At 65.0% G+C, this 19,724-nt stretch carries 21 protein-coding genes; 14 read left to right on the top strand and 7 right to left on the bottom strand.

Annotated features, from left to right (window positions below):
- Positions 1 to 14: 14 nt before the first annotated feature.
- The 4 genes from ACQGNJ_RS11635 to asnS are packed head-to-tail and all read right to left on the bottom strand — an operon-like array spanning position 15 to position 3,392.
- Positions 15 to 806 (bottom strand): SDR family NAD(P)-dependent oxidoreductase, encoded by a 792-nt coding sequence (locus ACQGNJ_RS11635; protein WP_426689410.1) that lies wholly within the window; start codon positions 804 to 806, stop codon positions 15 to 17.
- A gap of 19 nt (positions 807 to 825) precedes the next feature.
- A complete protein-coding gene (locus ACQGNJ_RS11630; protein WP_426689409.1) occupies positions 826 to 1,140 on the bottom strand; it encodes a hypothetical protein in 315 nt (104 codons plus the stop codon).
- Positions 1,137 to 1,979, bottom strand: coding sequence for a MalM family protein (locus tag ACQGNJ_RS11625; protein WP_426689408.1), 843 nt, complete (start codon positions 1,977 to 1,979; stop codon positions 1,137 to 1,139). The genes ACQGNJ_RS11630 and ACQGNJ_RS11625 overlap by 4 nt, the downstream gene beginning before the upstream one ends.
- A 12-nt stretch (positions 1,980 to 1,991) precedes the next feature.
- The gene (gene asnS, locus ACQGNJ_RS11620; RefSeq protein ID WP_426689407.1) at positions 1,992 to 3,392 is read right to left on the bottom strand and encodes an asparagine--tRNA ligase; all 1,401 of its coding nucleotides are present in this window, start codon (positions 3,390 to 3,392) and stop codon (positions 1,992 to 1,994) included.
- 149 nt (positions 3,393 to 3,541) lie between these two features.
- Here asnS and ACQGNJ_RS11615 point away from each other — a divergent pair, with 149 nt between their 5' ends.
- The 7 genes from ACQGNJ_RS11615 (at position 3,542) to radA (ending at position 9,758) form a co-directional block, all read left to right on the top strand.
- On the top strand, positions 3,542 to 3,868 hold the full coding sequence (locus ACQGNJ_RS11615) for a HesB/IscA family protein (protein ID WP_426689406.1): 327 nt from the start codon (positions 3,542 to 3,544) through the stop codon (positions 3,866 to 3,868).
- A gap of 173 nt (positions 3,869 to 4,041) precedes the next feature.
- Positions 4,042 to 4,473, top strand: coding sequence for a 30S ribosomal protein S6 (rpsF, locus tag ACQGNJ_RS11610; protein ID WP_426689405.1), 432 nt, complete (start codon positions 4,042 to 4,044; stop codon positions 4,471 to 4,473).
- A 14-nt stretch (positions 4,474 to 4,487) separates the two neighbouring features.
- Positions 4,488 to 4,718, top strand: a complete 231-nt coding sequence (rpsR, locus tag ACQGNJ_RS11605; RefSeq protein WP_007081973.1) for a 30S ribosomal protein S18 — start codon at positions 4,488 to 4,490, stop codon at positions 4,716 to 4,718.
- 164 nt (positions 4,719 to 4,882) lie between these two features.
- A complete protein-coding gene (rplI, locus tag ACQGNJ_RS11600) occupies positions 4,883 to 5,332 on the top strand; it encodes a 50S ribosomal protein L9 (protein WP_426689404.1) in 450 nt (149 codons plus the stop codon).
- A gap of 281 nt (positions 5,333 to 5,613) precedes the next feature.
- On the top strand, positions 5,614 to 7,008 hold the full coding sequence (locus ACQGNJ_RS11595) for a replicative DNA helicase (RefSeq protein WP_426689403.1): 1,395 nt from the start codon (positions 5,614 to 5,616) through the stop codon (positions 7,006 to 7,008).
- A gap of 187 nt (positions 7,009 to 7,195) precedes the next feature.
- On the top strand, positions 7,196 to 8,284 hold the full coding sequence (gene alr / locus ACQGNJ_RS11590) for an alanine racemase (RefSeq protein ID WP_426689402.1): 1,089 nt from the start codon (positions 7,196 to 7,198) through the stop codon (positions 8,282 to 8,284).
- 88 nt (positions 8,285 to 8,372) lie between these two features.
- Positions 8,373 to 9,758 (top strand): DNA repair protein RadA, encoded by a 1,386-nt coding sequence (gene radA, locus ACQGNJ_RS11585; RefSeq protein ID WP_426689401.1) that lies wholly within the window; start codon positions 8,373 to 8,375, stop codon positions 9,756 to 9,758.
- A gap of 7 nt (positions 9,759 to 9,765) precedes the next feature.
- Here radA and ACQGNJ_RS11580 read toward each other — a convergent pair whose 3' ends face one another.
- Positions 9,766 to 10,563, bottom strand: a complete 798-nt coding sequence (locus ACQGNJ_RS11580; protein WP_426689400.1) for a cytochrome C assembly family protein — start codon at positions 10,561 to 10,563, stop codon at positions 9,766 to 9,768.
- A gap of 96 nt (positions 10,564 to 10,659) precedes the next feature.
- Between ACQGNJ_RS11580 and ffh the strand changes: the two genes are divergently transcribed.
- From ffh to rplS, 5 genes are all read left to right on the top strand, one after another.
- Positions 10,660 to 12,030 (top strand): signal recognition particle protein, encoded by a 1,371-nt coding sequence (gene ffh / locus ACQGNJ_RS11575; RefSeq protein ID WP_426689399.1) that lies wholly within the window; start codon positions 10,660 to 10,662, stop codon positions 12,028 to 12,030.
- A gap of 194 nt (positions 12,031 to 12,224) precedes the next feature.
- The gene (rpsP, locus tag ACQGNJ_RS11570) at positions 12,225 to 12,479 is read left to right on the top strand and encodes a 30S ribosomal protein S16 (protein WP_426689398.1); all 255 of its coding nucleotides are present in this window, start codon (positions 12,225 to 12,227) and stop codon (positions 12,477 to 12,479) included.
- A 2-nt stretch (positions 12,480 to 12,481) separates the two neighbouring features.
- Entirely contained in the window at positions 12,482 to 12,997 is a 516-nt protein-coding gene (gene rimM, locus ACQGNJ_RS11565) for a ribosome maturation factor RimM (RefSeq protein WP_426689397.1), read from the top strand.
- 35 nt (positions 12,998 to 13,032) lie between these two features.
- The gene (trmD, locus tag ACQGNJ_RS11560; protein ID WP_426689396.1) at positions 13,033 to 13,806 is read left to right on the top strand and encodes a tRNA (guanosine(37)-N1)-methyltransferase TrmD; all 774 of its coding nucleotides are present in this window, start codon (positions 13,033 to 13,035) and stop codon (positions 13,804 to 13,806) included.
- Positions 13,807 to 13,850: 44 nt separating this feature from the next.
- Complete coding sequence (rplS, locus tag ACQGNJ_RS11555) at positions 13,851 to 14,258, top strand: 50S ribosomal protein L19 (RefSeq protein ID WP_426689395.1); 408 nt, start codon at positions 13,851 to 13,853, stop codon at positions 14,256 to 14,258.
- A 126-nt stretch (positions 14,259 to 14,384) separates the two neighbouring features.
- On the opposite strand, the gene ACQGNJ_RS11550 is transcribed toward rplS, so the two are convergent.
- Together ACQGNJ_RS11550 and epmB are read right to left on the bottom strand one after the other, a co-directional pair.
- The gene (locus ACQGNJ_RS11550) at positions 14,385 to 16,427 is read right to left on the bottom strand and encodes an EAL domain-containing response regulator (RefSeq protein ID WP_426689394.1); all 2,043 of its coding nucleotides are present in this window, start codon (positions 16,425 to 16,427) and stop codon (positions 14,385 to 14,387) included.
- Between the two features lie 132 nt (positions 16,428 to 16,559).
- The gene (gene epmB, locus ACQGNJ_RS11545) at positions 16,560 to 17,570 is read right to left on the bottom strand and encodes an EF-P beta-lysylation protein EpmB (RefSeq protein WP_426689393.1); all 1,011 of its coding nucleotides are present in this window, start codon (positions 17,568 to 17,570) and stop codon (positions 16,560 to 16,562) included.
- A gap of 88 nt (positions 17,571 to 17,658) precedes the next feature.
- Between epmB and efp the strand changes: the two genes are divergently transcribed.
- Both efp and ACQGNJ_RS11535 read left to right on the top strand, forming a co-directional pair.
- Positions 17,659 to 18,237: an elongation factor P gene (gene efp / locus ACQGNJ_RS11540; protein ID WP_426689392.1), complete on the top strand. Its 579-nt coding sequence runs from the start codon at positions 17,659 to 17,661 to the stop codon at positions 18,235 to 18,237.
- 151 nt (positions 18,238 to 18,388) lie between these two features.
- Positions 18,389 to 19,720, top strand: coding sequence for a TRZ/ATZ family hydrolase (locus ACQGNJ_RS11535; RefSeq protein WP_426689391.1), 1,332 nt, complete (start codon positions 18,389 to 18,391; stop codon positions 19,718 to 19,720).
- The last annotated feature ends 4 nt before the right edge of the window (positions 19,721 to 19,724 follow it).

Raw genomic sequence — 19,724 nt, 5'->3', positions numbered from 1 at the left:
ATCGCACCGGGGAATCAACTCAGCGAGCGGGTGCGCCCGCCATCCACGGCAATGCTGACGCCGTTGACGTAGGCAGCGGCGGGTGTGCACAGGAAGGCGATCACCGCCGCGACTTCGCCGGCCTCGCCGAAACGCCGGGCCGGAATGGTGGCGATCAGTTCCTGCGCCACCTCGTCCTCACGGCGGCCACTGGCAGCCGCTTTCGCGCTCAGCAGACTGTCGAGGCGATCAGTGCGGGTGTAGCCGGGCAACACGTTGTTGACGGTGATGCCATCGGCGGCCAGTTCGCCGGACAGGGTCTTGGCCCAGCCCGCCACCGCGGCGCGCACGGTGTTGGATACACCCAGCCCGGCGATCGGTTCCTTCACCGAGGTGGAAATCACGTTGACGATGCGGCCGTAGCCGCTGCTGCGCATGCCCGGCAGCACCGCCTGCAACAGGGTCTGGCCGGCCAGCAGGTGCTGGCGAAAGGCCGTCTCGAATGCCGCTGGCGTCGCGCTGCTGGCCGGGCCGCCAGGCGGGCCGCCGCTGTTGTTGATCAGCACGTGCACGGCCGACGTCGCGGCGATTTCCGTCGCCATCGCCTGCAGCGCGGCGGTATCCAGCATGTCCACGCTGCGCCACTGGTGATGCTGGCCGGCGTGGATCCGCGGCAATTGTTCGGCGAGCCGGCTGAGCTTGTCGGCCGAGCGCGCCAGCAGGGTGACGTTGGCGCCCAGCTCGGCCAGCTCTATGGCGCTGGCTCGTCCGATGCCTTGCGAGGCGCCGCAGACCAGTGCATGGCGCCCACTCAGATCCAGTTGCATGGCAGCTCCCCGGGTGTGTTCAGTGCAGCCACAAGCGCATCGCCAGGGCGCCGAGCCAGCAGGCCCAACCCAGCCACTGGCTGTAGCGCCAGATCAGTTGCCAGCGGTTGATTGCCAGGTCGCCCAGCGCCGGCAATGCCGGCGAGCGCAACACCTGTTGCATGGCCGCCCAGGTGCGAAATCCGGAAAGTCGACCGTGCGCGGCATCGGCGATGACCTGCCAATGTTGCGGATAGCGTTGACGCATGAGCGCGGCGACCCGGAACGGTGCGACATACGACAGCACGAACAGGCCCACGCCGCTGGCCAGCAGGCCGAGATAGAGGAAGATCATGGCGGGCTGCTGTGGCGGCTGGCATTGTTGCTGCCCGCGCCGCTGCTGTTGTTGCTCCAGGGCAGTGGCAGTACCGTGCGCAAGGTGTTCAGCACGCCATCGCCTTTCGCGGCTTTCTTGCACACGGCATTGTCCAGCGCCTTCTGGTAGGTCTTGTTCATCAGGCCGACCCACAGGTTGCCATCCGGCCCGTGCGGAATGCTGAAGCTGCCGGTGGAGTTCATTTGCAGCGAGGCGGCGGTGGAAGTGGAAATCGAGGCCGGCGACTGCTCCCAGTAGGTCTTGCCGGATTGCTGTTCGGCCGAGCTGTAGACCAGCAGGTAGCGTGCCTTGGCGTTGTCGATTTTCATGCTGCCGAACGCGCCGGTGGTTTCGTCGCTCCAGCCCATGTGTTCGCACAAGCCGATGTCTTCCGAGCGGATCGGCTGGAAGGCCTCGTCCAGCAGCACCACGGTGGGTGCGAACAGGTAGCTGGCGTGCAACCAGCGACCGTTCAACTCCGACTTCACTGCAACCTGGTACGGCAACTTCACGCCGATCGGCAACCGGAACGCGAGGAAGTAACTCTGCGTGCCATTGAGATTGGCGACCATGCTGCCGCTGCCAAGCATGAACTTCTGTGGCTCCCACGGCAGCGTGCTGCGGTAGGAAAAGTCGGCAAAGCTGCTGCAGCACGGGCTGGCCTGCAGCAGTCGCTGCTGCGCCAGCTTCAGCGCGTCGCCGGTGTTTTCCGCGGGCGGGCGCAGGTTCGGCGGCAGCAGGGATTTGGCCGCATGGCAGCCGCCCAACAGGGCGCCTGAGAGCAGCAAAACGGCAATGACGACGAGTCTGAACGGCATGACGTGGGGTACTCAGAATTCTGCCGTACCTGCGGCGCGCGGGTAGGGGATGGCATCGCGAATGTTGGACAGCCCGCAAACGTATACCAGCAGGCGCTCGAAGCCGAGCCCGAATCCGGCATGCGGCACCGTGCCGTAGCGACGCAGGTCACGGTACCAGCCATAGCTGGCCGACTCGAGGCCGAACTGGGTCATGCGGCGATCCAGGTAGTCCAGTCGTTCCTCGCGCTGGCTGCCGCCGATGATCTCGCCGATCCCCGGTGCCAGCACATCCATGGCTGCCACGGTCTTCTCGTCGTCGTTGAGGCGCATGTAGAAGGCCTTGATCGCCTCGGGGTAGTTCATCACGACCACGGGGCGGCCGACATGTTTCTCGGCCAGGTAGCGTTCGTGTTCCGTTTGCAGGTCGATGCCCCAGGCCACGGGATATTCGAACTTCTCTCCCGACTTCTTCAGGATGTCGATCGCGTCGGTGTAATCGATCCGTTCGAATGGCCTGGCGATGAACGCTTCCATCCGGGTGATCGCGTCGCTCTGCACACGCTCGGCGAAGAACGCCATGTCGTCCGCGCGTTCGTCCAGCACGGCCTTGAAAATGGCCTTCAGGAAGGCCTCGGCGCAGTCGGCATCGGCGGTGAGGTCGGCGAAGGCGATTTCCGGCTCGACCATCCAGAATTCGGCCAGATGCCGCGGCGTGTTGGAGTTCTCGGCGCGGAAAGTCGGGCCGAAGGTGTAGACCTTGCTCATCGCCAGGCAGTACGCCTCGACGTTGAGCTGGCCGGACACGGTGAGGAAGGCCTCGCGACCGAAGAAATCCTTGCGGAAGTCGATCTTGCCATCGGCCAGGCGTGGCAGGTTGGCCAGGTCCAGCGTGGACAGACGGAACATGTCGCCGGCGCCTTCGGCGTCGGAGGTGGTGATGATCGGCGTGTTGATCCAGAAGAAGCCCTGCTCGGTGAGGTGGCGATGGATCGCCGTCATCATCGTGTGGCGCACCCGGGTCACCGCGCCGAACAGGTTGGTGCGCGGGCGCAGGTGGGCAACCTCGCGCAGGAATTCCATTGAATGCTGCTTCGGCTGGATCGGGTAGGTCTCCGGATCGTCGACGAAACCGGTGACGATCACCTCGTGCGCCTGCAGCTCGAAGCTCTGGCCCTTGCCCTGGGACGGCGCGAGGGTGCCGGACACGATCACGCCGGCACCGGCGGTGAGGTGTTTCACTTCGCTGTCGTAGTTGCCCAGGGTGGCCGGCACCACCGCCTGAATCGGATCGAAGCAGGAGCCGTCGGTGACGTTGACGAAGGACAGCCCGGCTTTCGAGTCGCGTCGGGTGCGCACCCAGCCGCGCACGGTGACCGCGCTGCCGGCCTCAAGCTTGCCGGAAAGAGCCTGTTTCACACTGACCACGGCCATCGGTTGAAACTCCTGCTGGTACGCCGCATGTCGACGTGCAATGGATGAGTGGCGTCCGCATCGAACGTGCGGGCGCAAATCGGCATGATAATGTAGCTGCTGCCCGCGTCGCGACTTTCCGGGTCATTTCAGAGGTTGAATCTGCCGTCATGAGCATCACCATCACTTCCGCCGCCAACGAGCGCATGCGCCATTTCCTGGCAGCGATGCCCACGGCCGCCGGCGTGCGATTCGGCGTCAAGCGCACCGGTTGCTCCGGCTTCGCCTACGTGGTGGACCTCGCCGAAGCGATGGGCGAGGGCGATTGCGTGGTCGAAGTGGACGGCTTGCCGCTGATCGTCGATGACAAGAGCCTGGCCCTGGTCGACGGTACCGTGATCGACTTCCAGCGACAGGGCCTGAACGCCAGTTTCGTGTTCCACAACCCGAATGCCACCGGTGCCTGCGGCTGCGGCGAGAGCTTCACCGTCAGCTGAACGGATTTGGTTCGCGCAACTCATGATTTTCAACGACTTGCGCGACCACCCGCCAAGACCGTACAATTCCGCTTCTGTCCGCGCCCCAACCGGCACCGGCAGGACACTTGCCTCACCGCATCGGCGGGAGGCTGCGAGGCCGCAAGGCCGCATCCACAAGGAGTCAACCCACAATGACCCTGCGTCATTACGAAGTTGTGTTCATGGTCCATCCGGACCAGAGCGAGCAGGTCCCCGCGATGCTCGAGCGCTACAAGGCGCTGATCGAGACCGACGGCGGCAAGATTCATCGTCTGGAAGATTGGGGCCGTCGTCAGCTGGCCTATCCGATCGTGAACCTGGCCAAGGCACATTACGTGCTGCTCAACATCGAAGTCAGCCAGAATGCACTGAACGAGCTGGAGTCGGGTTTCCGCTTCAACGACGCCGTGCTGCGCCACCTGGTGATCCGTCGTGACGAAGCCGACGCCGAGCCGTCCTTCATCCTGAAGTCGAAGGAAAAGGATGACGCCAAGTCCACCCGTCGCCGCGACGACGAGGGTGAAGGCGAGGGACGCGGGCGTGACCGCGACGACCGCGACAACGATCGCGACAGCGACGACTGATCAGGAGCACAGCCATGTCCAAATTTTTCCGCCGCCGCAAGTTCTGCCGCTTCACTGCCGAAGACGTGAAGGAGATCGACTACAAGGATCTCAACACCCTGCGCCAGTACGTCACCGAGAACGGCAAGATCGTGCCGAGCCGCATCACCGGCACCAAGGCGCGTTACCAGCGTCAGCTGGCGACCGCGATCAAGCGTGCCCGCTTCCTGTCGCTGCTGCCGTACACCGACAACCACGACGTCTGATGACGCCGTCCGGGATTCGGGAGTAGGGATTCGGGATTCAAAGCGTGGAGCCGCGAAGTCCGCGGTTTCCGAATCCCCAATCCCGAATCTCGAATCCCGACTCTTCGGACACCCGTCCTCTGGCTGCGTCGGGCCACACCGGCGCTAACGAAAAGAGAAGCATCATGGAACTCATTCTTCTGCAGAAAGTCCGCAACCTCGGCACGCTCGGTGACAAGGTCACCGTGAAGCCGGGTTATGGCCGCAACTTCCTCCTGCCGCAGGGCAAGGCCGTTCGCGTCAATGCCGCCAACCTGGCGGCGTTCGAGCAGCGCCGCGCCGAGTACGAAGCCAAGGCCAGCACCGCGCTGACCGAGGCTGAAGCACGCAAGGCCAAGCTCGCTGACGCGTCGGTGACAATCACCGCGCACGCCAGTGCCGAAGGCAAGCTGTTCGGTTCTGTCGGTCCGCGTGACATCGCCGAGGCGCTGACCGCCGCCGGTCATGAAGTCAACAAGAACGAAGTGATCCTGGGCGAAGGTCCGCTGCGCAACACTGGCGAATTCGACGTCGTGATCAACCTGCATGCCGATGTGCAGACCACCGCCAAGGTGATCGTGGTCGGCGACAAGTAAGCTTCAGCCATCCGCGAGATGGAAACATCCGGGCGCCGTGAGGCGCCCGTTTGTTTTGGGGCGGAGAACGGGGAACGGCCAGAGCATCGCAGCCCCCCGCCTTTGTTCCCCGTCCCCTGTTCCCCGCTTCCCGCCTTATCCCCACGCATCCACAACTTATCCACAGACTTATGGTCTCGACGGGTGAGACGCCGCCGCGCATCATGGTGTCGGTATGACCACCCACGATGAGTCGGCGCGTTTGCATGATCTTCGTGGGGCAATTCTCCTGAGGTAAATCGATGTCCTTCGTGCCCGAACGCAAACCCTCATCGCCGGCCATCGAGGCGCTGCGGGTGCCGCCGCATTCCATCGATGCCGAGCAGGCCGTGCTGGGTGGACTGATGCTGGCGCCCGATGCGCTGGACAAGGTCGCCGACCGGCTGGCCGAGGGCGACTTCTACCGCAAGGATCATCGCCTGATCTGGCGCGCGATCAACGAACTGGCGAACAAGGGCATGCCGTGCGATGCGGTGACCCTGGGCGACTGGTTCGAGAGCAACGGGCTGGCCGAGATGGTCGGTGGCGCCGGCTACCTGATCGAGCTGGCCAACAGCACGCCCAGCGCGGCGAACATCGCGGCCTACGCCGAAATCGTGCGCGAGAAGTCGGTGCTGCGCCAGCTGATCGATGCCGGTACCTCGATCACCGAGGACGGTTACCGGCCCGAGGGCAAGAGCGTGCACGAGGTGCTGGAAAGCGCCGAGCAGCGAGTCTTCCACATCGCCGAGTCCGGCGCGCGCGGCAAGAAGGATTCGGTGTCGATGCGCGAAGCGGTGAAGGACGCCTTCCGCCTGCTCACCGAGCGTTACGAGAACCGCGGTCAGCTCACTGGCGTGAGCACCGGCTTCACCGACCTGGACAAGCTTACCTCCGGGCTGCAGCCTTCGGACCTGATCATCGTGGCTGCGCGTCCGTCGATGGGCAAGACCGCGTTCGCGCTGAACATCGCCGAGGCCGCCGCGCTGGGTGGCAGGAAGGCGGTGGTGGTGTTCTCGATGGAAATGTCCTCCTCGCAGCTGGCGTTCCGCCTGATCTCCTCGGTCGGCCGCATCCACCAGCAGCACCTGCGCAACGGCGATCTGGAAGAGGAGGACTGGCCGCGGGTGTCCAACGCGATCGCGCTGCTTTCCGATGCCAAGATCTTCATCGACGACACGCCCGGTCTGTCGCCAGTGGAACTGCGATCGCGCGCGCGTCGCCTGCATCGCGAGCACGGTGGCCTGGGTCTGATCGTGATCGACTACCTGCAGCTGATGCAGGTGCCCGGCAACAAGGAGAATCGCGCCACCGAAATTTCAGAAATTTCGCGTTCACTGAAGGGACTTGCCAAGGAGTTGAACGTGCCGGTGATGGCCCTGTCGCAGTTGAACCGCTCACTGGAACAGCGTGCCGACAAGCGCCCGATGATGTCCGATCTGCGCGAGTCCGGCGCCATCGAGCAGGACGCCGACGTGATCATGTTCATCTACCGCGACGAGTACTACAACAAGGAATCGCCCGACAAGGGCATCGCCGAGATCATCATCGGCAAGCAGCGCAACGGACCCACCGACACCTGCAAGCTGACCTTCCTCGGCCATTACACCCAGTTCGTCAACTACGCCTCCGATTCATTCGTGGGGAGTTTTGATTGAAAGCGGGGATTACCAGACATTCGTCTGTTGAAAGCCGGGATTCGGGATTCGGGATTCATCAAAGATCCTTGCGTGGAGCCGCGCGGCCTTCTGAGAAGATTTCCGGGAAGCCGAAATCCGTGGCGAGCGGCCCCCCGATTGCCGGCTCGAACGAATCTCGAATCCCGAATCACGAATCCCGGTAGCCATGAGCCGCACCACCGTCGCCACCATCCATCTGGGCGCCCTGCGCCACAACCTGGCGCGACTCAAGGCGTTGGCGGCGCCGGCGCAGGTGATGGCCGTGGTCAAGGCGGACGCCTATGGCCATGGACTGGAGCGCGTGGCACGTGCCCTGGGCGGCGAGGCTGAAGCGTTCGCGGTCGCCGCCTTGGGTGACGGCCTGCGCCTGCGCGCAGCCGGGCACCGTCAGCGCATCGTGGTCTTGTCCGGTCCGGATCAGGCCGGCGACATCGCCGAGATGCAGCGGCTGGGGCTGGACGCGGCCATCCATCACGAAGCCCAACTGGCCTGGCTGGCGGAGGCGGTGCCCACGCGTGGCCATCTGCGCGTGTGGCTGAAGATCGACACCGGCATGCATCGCCTCGGCTTTGCGCCCGAACGCGTGGCCGCGGTGCACGCCCGGCTGGCGGCGATGCCCGGGGTGGATCCGGCAATCGGCCTGCTCACGCATTTCTCCGAATCCGAACTGTTCGCCGGTCCATCGACGGCGGCCCAGATCGAGCGATTCCACGCTGTCACGCGTGGATTTTCCGGGCCGCGCTCGCTATGCAATTCCGCCGCCGTGCTCGGCTGGCCCGAAGCGCGCGCCGACTGGGTGCGCAGCGGCGGCCTGCTGTACGGCTTGTCGGTGGTAGAGGGCAAGACCGCTGCCGATTTCGGCTTCCGTCCGGCGATGACGCTTTCCACCCGGCTGGTGGCGATCAACCGGATCGGCAAGGGTGAGCGCATCGGTTACAACGGCAGCTGGACCTGTCCCGAGGACATGCCGGTCGGTGTGGCCGCGATCGGCTACGGCGACGGCTACCCGCGGAGCGCGGCAGCCGGCACGCCGGTGCTGGTGGGTGACCGGCAGGTGCCGCTGATCGGCCGAGTCTCGATGGACCTGATCACCCTCGACCTGCGCCAGGCGCCGGCGGCGCAGGTGGGCGATCGGGTGACGCTGTGGGGACCGGAACTGCCGGCCGAAACGATCGCCGCGCAGTCGGCGACGATCTCCTACGACCTCACCTGCGGCATGACCCGCCGCGTGCTGTTCGTGGAAGACGAAAGCTGACAACGGGCAAGGCCCGCGTCGTCTCGCGGTTTGCGATGATCGCGATCTAAGCTGCGCATCATTCATCGCCTCTCTTCTGGAATTTCGCATGGCCAAAGCCAAGACTGCCTACGTCTGCACCGAGTGCGGCGCCGAGCACAACAAATGGCAGGGCCAGTGCATCGAGTGCGGCGTGTGGAACACGCTCAGCGCGATCGTGCTGGAGCCGGCCACGGCGGGCAAGGCCTCGGTGGGAGCGCAGCGTTCCAGCTATGCCGGGGCGGCCGCCGGGGCGCCGCGGATCACCCCGTTGACGGAAGTGATGCTGACCACCGAGGCGCGCACGCAGACCGGTATCGGCGAACTTGACCGGGTGCTCGGCGGCGGCCTGGTGCAGGGTTCGGTGGTGCTGATCGGCGGCGATCCGGGTATCGGCAAGTCGACCTTGCTGTTGCAGGTGCTGGGGACGCTGGGCCAGCAACTGCCCAGCGTCTACGTCACCGGCGAGGAATCGCTGGCCCAGGTGGCATCGCGGGCGCAGCGTCTCGGCCTGCCGCTGGAACCCTTGCAGGCGCTGGCGGAAACCTGCATCGAACGCATTCTCGAACAGGCGATGGCGACGCGACCGAGGGTACTGGTGATCGACTCGATCCAGACGATCTGGACCGAGCTGCTCACCGCGGCACCCGGATCGGTCAGCCAGGTGCGCGAATCGGCGGCCAAGCTGACCCGTTTCGCCAAGGAAACCGGTACCTCGGTGTTCCTGGTGGGGCATGTCACCAAGGAAGGCGGCATCGCCGGCCCGCGCGTGCTCGAGCACATGGTCGACGCGGTGCTGTATTTCGAGGGTGAGGTGGGCAGCCGCTTCCGCGTACTGCGCGCCTTCAAGAACCGCTTCGGTGCGGTCAATGAGTTGGGCGTGTTCGCGATGTCGGACAAGGGCCTGCGCGAGGTGCCGAATCCGTCGGCGATATTCCTGTCGTCGCATTCGGGACCGACTTCCGGCAGCGCCGTGATGGTTACCCGCGAAGGCACGCGCCCGTTGCTGGTGGAAGTACAGGCGCTGGTCGACCAGTCCTCGCTGGGCAACCCGCGCCGGGTCACCCTGGGGTTGGAGCAGAACCGGCTGGCGATGCTGCTGGCGGTGCTGCATCGCCACGGCGGGGTGGCTGCTTATGACCAGGACGTGTTCGTCAATGTGGTCGGTGGCATCCGCGTGCAGGAAACCGCGGCCGACCTGCCGGTGTTGCTGGCGGTCCTGTCCAGCCTGCGTGATCGACCCTTGCCGGAACACACGGTGACCTTCGGCGAGGTCGGCTTGTCGGGCGAAATCCGTCCGGTACCGAACGGCGAGGAGCGCTTGAAGGAAGCTGCCCATCACGGGTTCAAGCGGGCGATCGTGCCCAAGGCGAACGCGCCGAAGAAAGGCCGGGTCGGCGACATGGAAGTGGTCGGGGTGGAGCGGCTGAGCGAGGCGATCGACGCCTGTCGTTGAGGCCGGCTTACACCGGGCGGTGCAGCACCAGTTCCAGCACCGCCTTGCTGCCGAAGAACGCCAGTACCAGCACGGCCATGCCGATCAGGGTCAGGTTCACCGCGCGGCTGCCACGCCAGCCATGCCGCCAGCGACCATAAAGCAGCACGCCGAACACCAGCCAGGCCACGATCGACAGCACGGTCTTGTGCACCAGGTGCTGGCCGAACAGGTTGTCGACGAACAGCACGCCGGTCAGCAGGGTCAGCGAAAGCAGCACGAAGCCGGCACTGATCAGGCGGAACAGCAGGGTTTCAGTCAGCGTCAGCGGCGGCAGCGCGCGCAGCCAGCGGCCGAACTGGCGATGCCGCAGTGCGCGCTCCTGGATCGCCAGCAGGATCGCCAGCACGGCAGCAATCGACAGCACGCCGAAGGCGATCAGGGCCACCGTCACATGCAGCTTGATCTGCCAGTCCATCGGCTGCGGCAGGGTGGGTGGAGCCAGGAAGCTGTCTACTGCCACCAGCGCGGCAGTCAGCGGAAACACGATGACGCCCAAGGCCGCGACCGGGCGCGACGCATTCACCAGCAAGGTCAGTGCCGAGACCACGAAGGCGACCAGCGACAGCGCGGCGAAAAAATGCAGATCCAGCGCGCCTCGATGAATGCCCAGCAGGATGGTCGCGTGCAGCAACACGGCGGTTCCGGCCAGGCTCAACGCCAGCCGATTCAGCGGCTGACCACCGCCTAGCAGGGGGCGGGCGAGCGCCCCCGCTGCGGCGAGATAGAGCACGATGGCGAGCAACGCGAGCACGTGGGAGGTCATAGCCGCGCAGTGTCGCACAGGCCTCTGCGCTCGTGCATGCGAAGCCGGTCGCCCGGTCCGCTATAATCGCCCCCTTTCCCGTTTGCCGGTTCCATCATGTTCGAGTCGCTCAGCCAACGCCTTTCCACCACCGTCAATCGTCTGCGCGGCCGTGGCCGGCTGACCGAGGAGAACATTCGCGAAGCATTGCGTGAAGTACGCATCGCCTTGCTGGAGGCGGACGTGGCGCTGCCCGTGGTGCAGGCGCTGATCCAGCGGATCAAGGTGCGCGCGGTCGGCCAGGACGTGATCAAGAGCCTGTCGCCGGGACAGGCGCTGATCAAGGTGGTCAGCGACGAGCTGACCGTGGTGATGGGCGCGGCAAACAGCGAACTGAACCTGGCCCAGCAGCCTCCGGCGGTGGTGTTGATGGCGGGCCTGCAGGGCGCGGGCAAGACCACCACGGTGGCCAAGCTGGCGCGCCTGCTGACCGAGCGCAAGAAGAAAAAGGTGATGGTGGTCAGCTGCGACGTTTATCGTCCCGCTGCGATCGAGCAGTTGCGCACGCTGGCCGAGCAGGTCGGGGTGAAGTTCTTCCCGTCCGAGGCAGGTCAGGATCCGGTTGCCATCGCGAAGGCCGCCGTCGCCGCAGCCCGCCGCGAAGTGGTCGACGTGCTGATCGTCGATACCGCCGGTCGCCTGCACGTGGACGAGGCGATGATGGCCGAAATCAAGGCGCTGCACGCCGCGATCACGCCGATCGAAACCCTGTTCGTGGTCGATTCGATGACCGGTCAGGACGCCGCCAACACCGCCAAGGCCTTCAATGAGGCCCTGCCGTTGACCGGCGTGATCCTGACCAAGACCGATGGCGACGCCCGCGGTGGCGCCGCACTGTCGGTGCGCTACGTCACCGGCAAGCCGATCAAGTTCCTCGGCGCCGGCGAGAAGAGCGACGCGCTGGAACCGTTCCACCCGGATCGTCTGGCCCAGCGCATCCTCGGCATGGGCGACGTGCTGTCGCTGGTCGAGGAGGTCGAGCGCAAGGTCGATCAGGACAAGGCGCAGAAGCTCGCCGAAAAGGTGATGAAGGGCAAGCGCTTCGACCTCAACGACATGAAAGACCAGCTCGAACAGATGGGCAACATGGGCGGTTTGGCCGGCCTGATGGACAAGCTGCCGGGTATGGGTAACCTGCCGGACAGCGTCAAGTCCAAGGTCAATGATGGCGAGATGAACAAGATGATCGCAGTCATCAACTCGATGACCAAAAAGGAACGCCGTCACCCGGATCTGCTGAACGGCTCGCGCCGTGCCCGCGTGGCGCGCGGTTCAGGTACCCAGCCGGCCGATGTCAATCGGCTGCTGAAGCAGTACATGCAGATGGAAAAGATGATGTCCAAGCTGTCCAAGGGTGGCAGCAAGGGCCTGATGCGGCAGATGCGCGGCGCGATGAAGGGCATGGGTGGCCTGCCGCCGATGCGCTGAACCGCGAGAAACGAGTGGAGCGGAGTGGGAAAGGAGTGGGGCCCAGTTGGGCGCTTTACTCGCTTTTCGCACTCTTCTCCACTCACTCCTGCTCTGAAACTCTTCCCTTTTCCCCAAAAACCGCTAAAATGCCCCGTTTACCGCGCACGTCTCTCGTGTGCCTGCCGCTCATTCGGCAATTCTGGAGTTTTACCATGGTCAAGATTCGTCTTTCGCGCGGTGGCGCCAAGGGCCGTCCGTTCTACCACGTCGTCGTGACCGATCAGCGCAGCAAGCGCGACGGCCGCAACATCGAGAGCGTCGGCTATTACAACCCGGTGGCTTCGGGCAAGGACAAGCGCCTTGAGCTGAACGTCGAGCGCGTCAGGGAATGGATCGGCAAGGGTGCCCAGCTGACCGACAAGGTCGCCGCGCTGGTCAAGGAAGCCGGCAAGCAGCAGGCTGCCTGAGCATGACTGCAGCCAGTCGGCGCGTCCTGATCGGGCGCATCGTCGGGCTGTACGGTGTGCAGGGCTGGCTCAAGGTCGAATCCTGGGCTGAGCCGCGCATGCGGATCTTCGACTACCAGCCGTGGCTGCTTGCTGCAGCGCCGGGTGTGGAGACGCAGATCTCGGGAGCGAAGGGTCGGACACAGGGCAAGGGCATGGTGGCCCAGCTGCCCGGAGTGGACGACCGTGAGCAGGCGACAGCGCTGATCGGCAGCGACATCTATGTCACCCGTGATCAGCTGCCGCCCCCCGCGAAGGATGAGTATTACTGGGTCGATCTTGAAGGACTCGAGGTCGTCACCACGGAAGATGTGCAGCTGGGGCGGGTCAGTCACCTGTTCGCCACGGGTGCCAACGATGTCGTGGTGGTCAGGGACGGGGCGCGCGAGCGCCTGATCCCCTTCATCCAGGGTTCGTATGTACGTTCGGTGGATTTGTCCGCAGGGCGCATGGTGGTGGACTGGGATCCTGAATTCTGACGTCGCCGGGTTGCGGGACACAAGGACCAAGGATCATGCGCATCGATGTCGTCAGCCTGTTTCCCGACTTCGTGCGCCAGTGTGCTGCCGTTGGTGTAGTGGGACGCGCGCAGCAACGCGAGTTGCTGCAGGTGGAAGCCTGGAACCCGCGCGACTACAGCACCGACAGGCACCGCACCGTGGACAGCAGCTCGTATGGCGGCGGTCCCGGCATGGTGATGATGATCGAACCGTTGCGCACGACCCTGGCGGCCATGCGTGACGCCGCACCGGAACCGGTGCATCTGATCTATCTCAGTCCGCAGGGAGCGCGGCTGACGCAGGGCAGGGTGGAAGCGCTGGCAAAACTGCCGCGCATCGGCCTGCTTTGTGGGCGTTATGAAGGTGTGGACGAGCGTCTGCTGGCGCATGAGGTCGACGAGGAGCTTTCCATCGGCGACTATGTGCTGTCCGGCGGCGAGCTGGCTGCCGCGGTGATCATCGACGCGGTGGGACGCTTGCAGGAAGGCGCGTTGAACGACGTGCAGTCGGCCGAGCAGGATTCATTTTCGGATGGCCTGCTGGATTGTCCGCATTATGGAAAACCGGTGCACGATGCGCTGGGTGATGTACCGGAGGTATTGCTGTCCGGTGACCATGCGGCAATCGCCCGCTGGCGCCTGAAGCAATCGCTGGGACGAACCTGGTTGCGCCGCCCGGACTTGTTGTCACAGCGTGGTCTGGATGCGAAATCCCGGTCCTTGCTGGATGAATTCCGCCGTGAACATGCTCAAGCTGAGCGGTTGCGGCAAGACGATGCGGCCGAATGACGACCGCAGCATTGATATCGCTAAAGTGAACCGACAGGTGCGCCATGAACAAGATCATTGAACAGTTCGAATCCGAGCAGATCACCCGCCAGCTGCCGGAATTCAGCCCCGGCGACACCGTGGTGGTCAACGTCAAGGTGAAGGAAGGCAACCGCGAGCGCGTGCAGGCGTTCGAGGGCATCGTCATCGCCAAGCGCAGCCGCGGCCTGCATTCGGCCTTCACCGTGCGCAAGATCTCGCACGGTACCGGCGTGGAGCGCGTGTTCCAGGCGCACAGCCCGGCCATCGACTCGCTGACCGTGAAGCGCAAGGGCAAGGTCCGCGGCGCCAAGCTGTATTACCTGCGTGGCCTGGAAGGCAAGGCAGCCCGCATCAAGGAAGACGTCGCCGCCGCCGCTGCCGCCAAGGCGAACGCCAAGGCCGCCGCTGCTGCTGCTGCTGCCGCCGAGTAATCCACTCGCCAGCAAGCTGCACGAAAAACCCCTGCGGAGCGATCCGCGGGGGTTTTTGCTGTGTGGAACTGCAGTGCTCGCCCTGCGAAAACGGCGCGATGCTTTCCCGTTCCCCGTTCCCAGCAGTCAGTCCAGCCGCTGCGGAATCTGCAGGAAGTTGCCCTGCACGAAGTCCACGCCGCAGGCAAACAGCAGTGAGGTGCTGGTCGCATCCTCGACCCATTCGGCGATCGTCTGGCGCTTCAGTTCGTGCGCCTGCTGGCAGATTTCGGTGATCTTCTTCTGGCTTTCCGGATGCTGCGGCAGATCGGCCATGTAGCTGCGGTCGATCTTCAGGTAGTCCGCATCGATGTGGTTCAGCAACTGGAACGAGTTGAGGCCCGAGCCGAACTGTTCCAGCGCAAAGCGGCCACCGATCTTCTTCCAGCCCTGGAGGAACTCCTGCGCGGGCCGCAGCAGGGTCATGATCTTGCTTTCCGTCATCTCGAGCACGAGTTGGCCGTGTTTCAGCGCCGCCCGTCCCAGTCGCTCACCGAGCCACGGCAGCAAGGTGTCATCCTGCAGCGACGCCGCCGTGAGCTTGACGAAGAACGTGGTCTGCTGGCCCTGTTTTTCGCGCGCCTGCAGGGCCGTGATGGTCTGGTCCAGCACCCAGCGGTCGATCGCCGCGGTGAGGTTGTGCTTTTCGGCGATCGGCATGAAGAAGCCGGGCAGCACCTCGCCCTGCGGACCGTCCATGCGCAGCAGGATTTCCGAGTACTCGCCCTCGACATCCTGCAGGCTGATGGTCTGCTGGTGGTACAGCACCAGGCCATTTCCGGTCAGCGCCTTCTGCAGCAATTCGAGCCAGTGGCGATCCCGCTCCGCATCGGCCTTTTCACGTGCCGCCGGGTCGTGCAGTTCCACCTGGCTGCCACCGAGGTTCTGTGCCGAGCGCAGTGCATGGCTGGCCTGGTTGAGCAGGGATTCCGCGTTGGCGTTCTTCTCGCCCAGCAGGCTGCCGCCGACACTGGCGGTGACCGTGATCGAGCGTGAGCCGGCGTCGAAGATCTCGCTGCTGATGCTGTGTTGCAGCTTGGTGATCCATTCGCGGATATCTTCGTCCGTACGCGAATCGAGCAGCACGCCCAAGGTGTGCTCGGCCAGCATGCCGGCAACGTCGTCGGCGCCCAGCAACATGCGAATGCGGTCGGCAAAACCAGACAGCAATTCGTCGGCCTTGCCCAGACCAATGCCGCTGACCAGCGAAGCCCAGTTGTCCGGCTCGATCAGCAGCAGCGATTGTCCCTTCTTGCCCTTGGCCGCGGCGGTTACCGCGTCGTCGACCTGCGCCAGCATGTGCGAGCGGTTGTACAGGCCGGTGACCGGGTCGCGCTGCAACTGCTCCATCAACGCGGGGTCGACCATCTGGCGGCGGAACACGATCTGCAGGCAACGCTCGCCCTCGAACGTGGCCGGGGTGAACTCGACGTTGGCGTCGAAGCGTGATTCGTCGGCACGGCGCGCCCGCAGGGTGAGCTGCGCGGGGAACTTGCCCTGGTGCGCCTGCCCCTTCAGTACCGCCTTCATCTCGTCGGCATTGGCCGCGTCGACCATGTCCAGCAGTGGCAGGCCGAGCAGGTCGTCGAAGCTGTCGTAGCCGAAGGTGTCCAGATAGGACTGGTTGGCGCGCACATGCATGCCTTCATGCACGTAGGCGATCGCATCGGTCGACGAATCGAGCAGCGCATCGCAGCGCCGCTCGGTCTCGCGCAGCGCAGTATGCAGCCAGCGCACCTGGCGGCGGGTCTGCAGCGCGTCGAATTCGCGTTTCAGCACGGCGATCAGCTGCTTCGGATGGGTGCGCGAAGCAACGCCGCGGGCACCGTGCACGAACAGGTCGGCGACCAGTTCGTTCTCCATCTCGTTGACCAGGGCCAGCAGCGAAAAATCGCGACCGTAGGCCTCCAGTACGCTCATCGCCTCGTCGAGGGTGATCGAGGTGACGGCCGGGTCGAACATCACCACGTCCGGCTCCAGCTCGTTCACCGCCGCCTGCATCTGTTCGACATTGGTGGCGCGTGCGGGGCGCACGGCGATACCGCTGTTGCGCAGCAGGCTGATGATCTGTTCAGCCTCTTCGAGCGAGCTTTCGACGAAGAGAATCTTGATGACGTAGTCATTTTTCATGGGGCGTGGTGCTGTCCGGTAATCATCGCGGGCGGTTCGGAGAGACGGTGCGGTCTTCGGCCTTCCGTGTTTGTAGCGGATTCCGCCAGCAGCCGCCAGCGGAAAGCCGCGCAAAAGTGACGGCGGCCGGCTTCACAGGGGCCGTTTGGAAGGGTCGCCAGCCACTTCGCGGACCAACTGCGGAACCAGGTAGCCGGGAAGTCGCGCACGCAGCGCATCCAACAACGCGAGGGCGCGCAGATCGTTGACCTCGAAATGGGCGGCGCCCTGCACGCGATCGAGCTGGTGCAGGTAGTACGGCAGCACGCCGGCGGCGAACATGCGCTCGGACAAGGCGATCAGGGCATCGGCATCATCATTGACCCCGCGCAGCAACACCGACTGGTTGAGCACCGTGGCGCCGGCCGCCCGCAGTCGGGCGCAGGCCGCGTCAACGCTGGCGTCGAACTCGTTGGCGTGGTTGGCATGCAGCACCACCACGGTCTGCAACGGCAGAGCGCCAAGCCAGTCCACGAACTCCTCGTCGATCCGCTCCGGCAGTACCACCGGCAGGCGCGTATGGATGCGCAGGCGGATCACCTGAGGCAGCTCGGTCAGGCCGCGGCTCAACTCCGCCAGCTTGTGCGTGGCCAGGGCCAGCGGGTCGCCGCCGGACAGGATCAACTCGCGAATCGATGGGTCAGCCTTGAGTTGGGCCAGCGCGTCGCGCCACTGCCCGGCGGCGGCGATCTCCTCGCCATAGGGAAAGTGGCGGCGGAAGCAGTAGCGGCAATTCACCGCACAACTGCCGCTGGCGATCAGCAGGGCGCGGCCATCGTACTTGTGCAGGAAACCTTGCCCGGCCCTGGCGGCGATGTCGCCCACCGCGTCGACGGTGAAGCCCTCGGCCTGATCGTGTTCGGCCCGTTGCGGCAGCACCTGCAGCAGCAACGGATCGTTCGGGTCGTTGCGGCCCATCCGCGCCACGAATCCGCGCGGGACGCGCAGGGCAAAGCCGGCGTCATCCGCCGGCAGCAGGTCGGCGCGGTGACCCAGCCCTACGGCCTGCAGCAGTTCGCCGGCATCGGTGATGGCGTCCCGCCACAGCTCGCGCCAGTCAGGCGCGGCGGGCGATAGGCGGGAATGGGGGCTTGCGGTTATCATGTCGGGCCTTGAAGCGGGCGGTAGCGCCCGTGACAGACACCCATTTTAGCCGCCCCTTGGGCGAAAACGACTCCGGAGCAGATAGCGCATGGCGACCCTTGGCCTCAACGACGTCAAAACGGGCAAGAAGATCCTCCACAACGGCGATCCGTGGATCATCACCGAGGCGGAGTTCGTCAAGCCCGGCAAGGGCCAGGCCTTCACCCGCATCCGCATCCGCAACCTGAAGGATGGCCGCACCACCGAGCAGACGCTGAAGTCCAGCGACTCGTTCGAAGAGGCCGATGCCACCGATACCGACATGCAGCTTTCCTTCATCGACGGCATCGGCAAGGACCGCGTCTGGAACTTCATGAACATGGAGACCTTCGAGATGGTGCCGGCCACGCTGACCGCGATGGGCGATACCTGGAAGTGGCTGAAGGGCGAAGAGGAGTGCGTGGTCACCCTGTTCAACGGCGCTATCGTGGCGGTGCAGGCGCCGAAGTTCGTCGAACTGAAGATCGTCGAGACCGATCCGGGTGTGCGCGGCGATACCTCCGGCGGTGGCGGCAAGCCGGCCACGCTGGAAACCGGTGCGGTGGTGCGCGTGCCGCTGTTCGTCAACCAGGATGAAATCATCAAGGTCGATACCCGCACCGGCGAGTACGACAGTCGCGTCAAGTGATCGTGGGGAGCCTCGCGCTCCCGTCGCCGATCACGCTGCACCGATCAAGTGGCATGCCAGCCGGCGTGCCCGATAAAGCGAATGGGGCGGGCGCCGCAAGGTGTGCCGCCCCATGTCGTATTCAACCGCACCCGCTGCATGGAGCAGACCGATGAGCCAGACCAATCCGCAACCTGTCGACCTGGTGATCGAGGCGCGCTGGGTAGTGCCGGTGGAGCCGCATGCGGTGGTGCTGGAGGATCACGCCGTGGTGGTCGACGGCGACCGCATTGTCGCCCTGCTGCCGCTGGCTGAGGCACGCGCAGCCTACGCCCCGCGCGAGCGCGTGGAGTTGTCCGAGCACGCGCTGATTCCCGGCCTGGTCAACAGCCATACGCACAACCCGATGACCCTGTTGCGCGGCCTCGCGGACGACCTGCCGTTGATGGTCTGGCTGCAGCAGCACATCTGGCCGGCCGAGGCGAAGGTGATCGGGCCGGAATTCGTGCGCGACGGCGTCGAGCTTGCCGTGGCCGAGATGCTGCGTGGCGGCACCACCTGCGCCAACGAGAACTACTTTTTCCCCGACGTGATCGGTGCGACTTATCGCAAGCTCGGCTTCCGCGCCGTGGTCGGCCTGCCGGTGATCGAGTTTCCGACCGCCTGGGCGAAAACGCAGGACGAATACTTCGAGCGCGCCGGCGAAGTGCACGACAGCTTCCTCGGCGACCGCCTGCTGACCACCGCGTTCGTGCCGCACGCGCCGTATACCGTGTCGGACGAGAGTTTCGAGCGCATCCGCGTGCTGTCCGACCAGCTCGACATCCCGGTGCACCTGCACACCCATGAGACCGCGCAGGAAGTGGAAGACGAGAAGGCCAAGAGCGGCTTGCGCCCGTTCCAGCGCCTGCAGAAGCTCGGCCTGGTCAACGACCGGCTGGTTGCCGTGCACATGACCCAGCTCACCGATGGCGAGATCGCCGCGTGCGCCGCGGCCGGCGTATCGGTGGTGCATTGCCCCGAATCCAACCTGAAGCTCGCCTCCGGTTTCTGTCCGGCCGAGAAGCTGCGCCAGGCCGGCGTCAACGTGGCGATCGGTACCGATGGCTGCGCCTCCAACAACGACCTGGACATGTTCGGCGAGATGCGCACCGCCGCGCTGCTGGCCAAGGCCGTGGCCGGTGACGCGGCCGCGTTCGATGCCGCCTTCGCCTTGCGCGCGGCCACCCTCAACGGTGCCAGGGCGATCGGGCTGGAAGCGAAGATCGGCTCGATCGAGGTCGGCAAGCAGGCCGACTTTGCTGCCGTGCGCCTCAGCGATCTGGAAACCCAGCCGATGTTCCACGTGATCTCGCAACTGGTCTATGCCACCGGTCGGCACCAGGTCAGCGACGTCTGGATCGCCGGCGTGCGCAAACTGGCCAGCCGCGAGCTGGTGGGCATGGACACCGGGGCCATCCTGGCTCGCACACGCGCCTGGCGCGAGCGCATTGCCTCGGCCTGAAGGA

The sequence above is a fragment of the Rhodanobacter ginsengiterrae genome, from assembly GCF_050026815.1.
Classification (GTDB): domain Bacteria; phylum Pseudomonadota; class Gammaproteobacteria; order Xanthomonadales; family Rhodanobacteraceae; genus Rhodanobacter; species Rhodanobacter ginsengiterrae.
The sequence above is the reverse complement of the archived record's forward strand: the minus strand, read 5'-3'. Positions and strand labels throughout refer to the sequence as shown.

What these genes read in the sequence shown, in the direction of transcription:
- trmD (WP_426689396.1), top strand. Translation starts at nt 13,033, where the DNA reads ATGCGCATCGATGTCGTCAGCCTGTTTCCCGACTTCGTGCGCCAGTGT.
- rpsR (WP_007081973.1), top strand. Translation starts at nt 4,488, where the DNA reads ATGTCCAAATTTTTCCGCCGCCGCAAGTTCTGCCGCTTCACTGCCGAA.
- epmB (WP_426689393.1), bottom strand. Translation starts at nt 17,570, where the DNA reads ATGATAACCGCAAGCCCCCATTCCCGCCTATCGCCCGCCGCGCCTGAC.
- alr (WP_426689402.1), top strand. Translation starts at nt 7,196, where the DNA reads ATGAGCCGCACCACCGTCGCCACCATCCATCTGGGCGCCCTGCGCCAC.
- efp (WP_426689392.1), top strand. Translation starts at nt 17,659, where the DNA reads ATGGCGACCCTTGGCCTCAACGACGTCAAAACGGGCAAGAAGATCCTC.
- ACQGNJ_RS11635 (WP_426689410.1), bottom strand. Translation starts at nt 806, where the DNA reads ATGCAACTGGATCTGAGTGGGCGCCATGCACTGGTCTGCGGCGCCTCG.
- rpsF (WP_426689405.1), top strand. Translation starts at nt 4,042, where the DNA reads ATGACCCTGCGTCATTACGAAGTTGTGTTCATGGTCCATCCGGACCAG.
- rimM (WP_426689397.1), top strand. Translation starts at nt 12,482, where the DNA reads ATGACTGCAGCCAGTCGGCGCGTCCTGATCGGGCGCATCGTCGGGCTG.
- rplI (WP_426689404.1), top strand. Translation starts at nt 4,883, where the DNA reads ATGGAACTCATTCTTCTGCAGAAAGTCCGCAACCTCGGCACGCTCGGT.
- ACQGNJ_RS11615 (WP_426689406.1), top strand. Translation starts at nt 3,542, where the DNA reads ATGAGCATCACCATCACTTCCGCCGCCAACGAGCGCATGCGCCATTTC.
- ACQGNJ_RS11630 (WP_426689409.1), bottom strand. Translation starts at nt 1,140, where the DNA reads ATGATCTTCCTCTATCTCGGCCTGCTGGCCAGCGGCGTGGGCCTGTTC.
- rpsP (WP_426689398.1), top strand. Translation starts at nt 12,225, where the DNA reads ATGGTCAAGATTCGTCTTTCGCGCGGTGGCGCCAAGGGCCGTCCGTTC.
- ACQGNJ_RS11625 (WP_426689408.1), bottom strand. Translation starts at nt 1,979, where the DNA reads ATGCCGTTCAGACTCGTCGTCATTGCCGTTTTGCTGCTCTCAGGCGCC.
- ACQGNJ_RS11595 (WP_426689403.1), top strand. Translation starts at nt 5,614, where the DNA reads ATGTCCTTCGTGCCCGAACGCAAACCCTCATCGCCGGCCATCGAGGCG.
- ACQGNJ_RS11550 (WP_426689394.1), bottom strand. Translation starts at nt 16,427, where the DNA reads ATGAAAAATGACTACGTCATCAAGATTCTCTTCGTCGAAAGCTCGCTC.
- ACQGNJ_RS11580 (WP_426689400.1), bottom strand. Translation starts at nt 10,563, where the DNA reads ATGACCTCCCACGTGCTCGCGTTGCTCGCCATCGTGCTCTATCTCGCC.
- ffh (WP_426689399.1), top strand. Translation starts at nt 10,660, where the DNA reads ATGTTCGAGTCGCTCAGCCAACGCCTTTCCACCACCGTCAATCGTCTG.
- radA (WP_426689401.1), top strand. Translation starts at nt 8,373, where the DNA reads ATGGCCAAAGCCAAGACTGCCTACGTCTGCACCGAGTGCGGCGCCGAG.
- asnS (WP_426689407.1), bottom strand. Translation starts at nt 3,392, where the DNA reads ATGGCCGTGGTCAGTGTGAAACAGGCTCTTTCCGGCAAGCTTGAGGCC.
- ACQGNJ_RS11535 (WP_426689391.1), top strand. Translation starts at nt 18,389, where the DNA reads ATGAGCCAGACCAATCCGCAACCTGTCGACCTGGTGATCGAGGCGCGC.
- rplS (WP_426689395.1), top strand. Translation starts at nt 13,851, where the DNA reads ATGAACAAGATCATTGAACAGTTCGAATCCGAGCAGATCACCCGCCAG.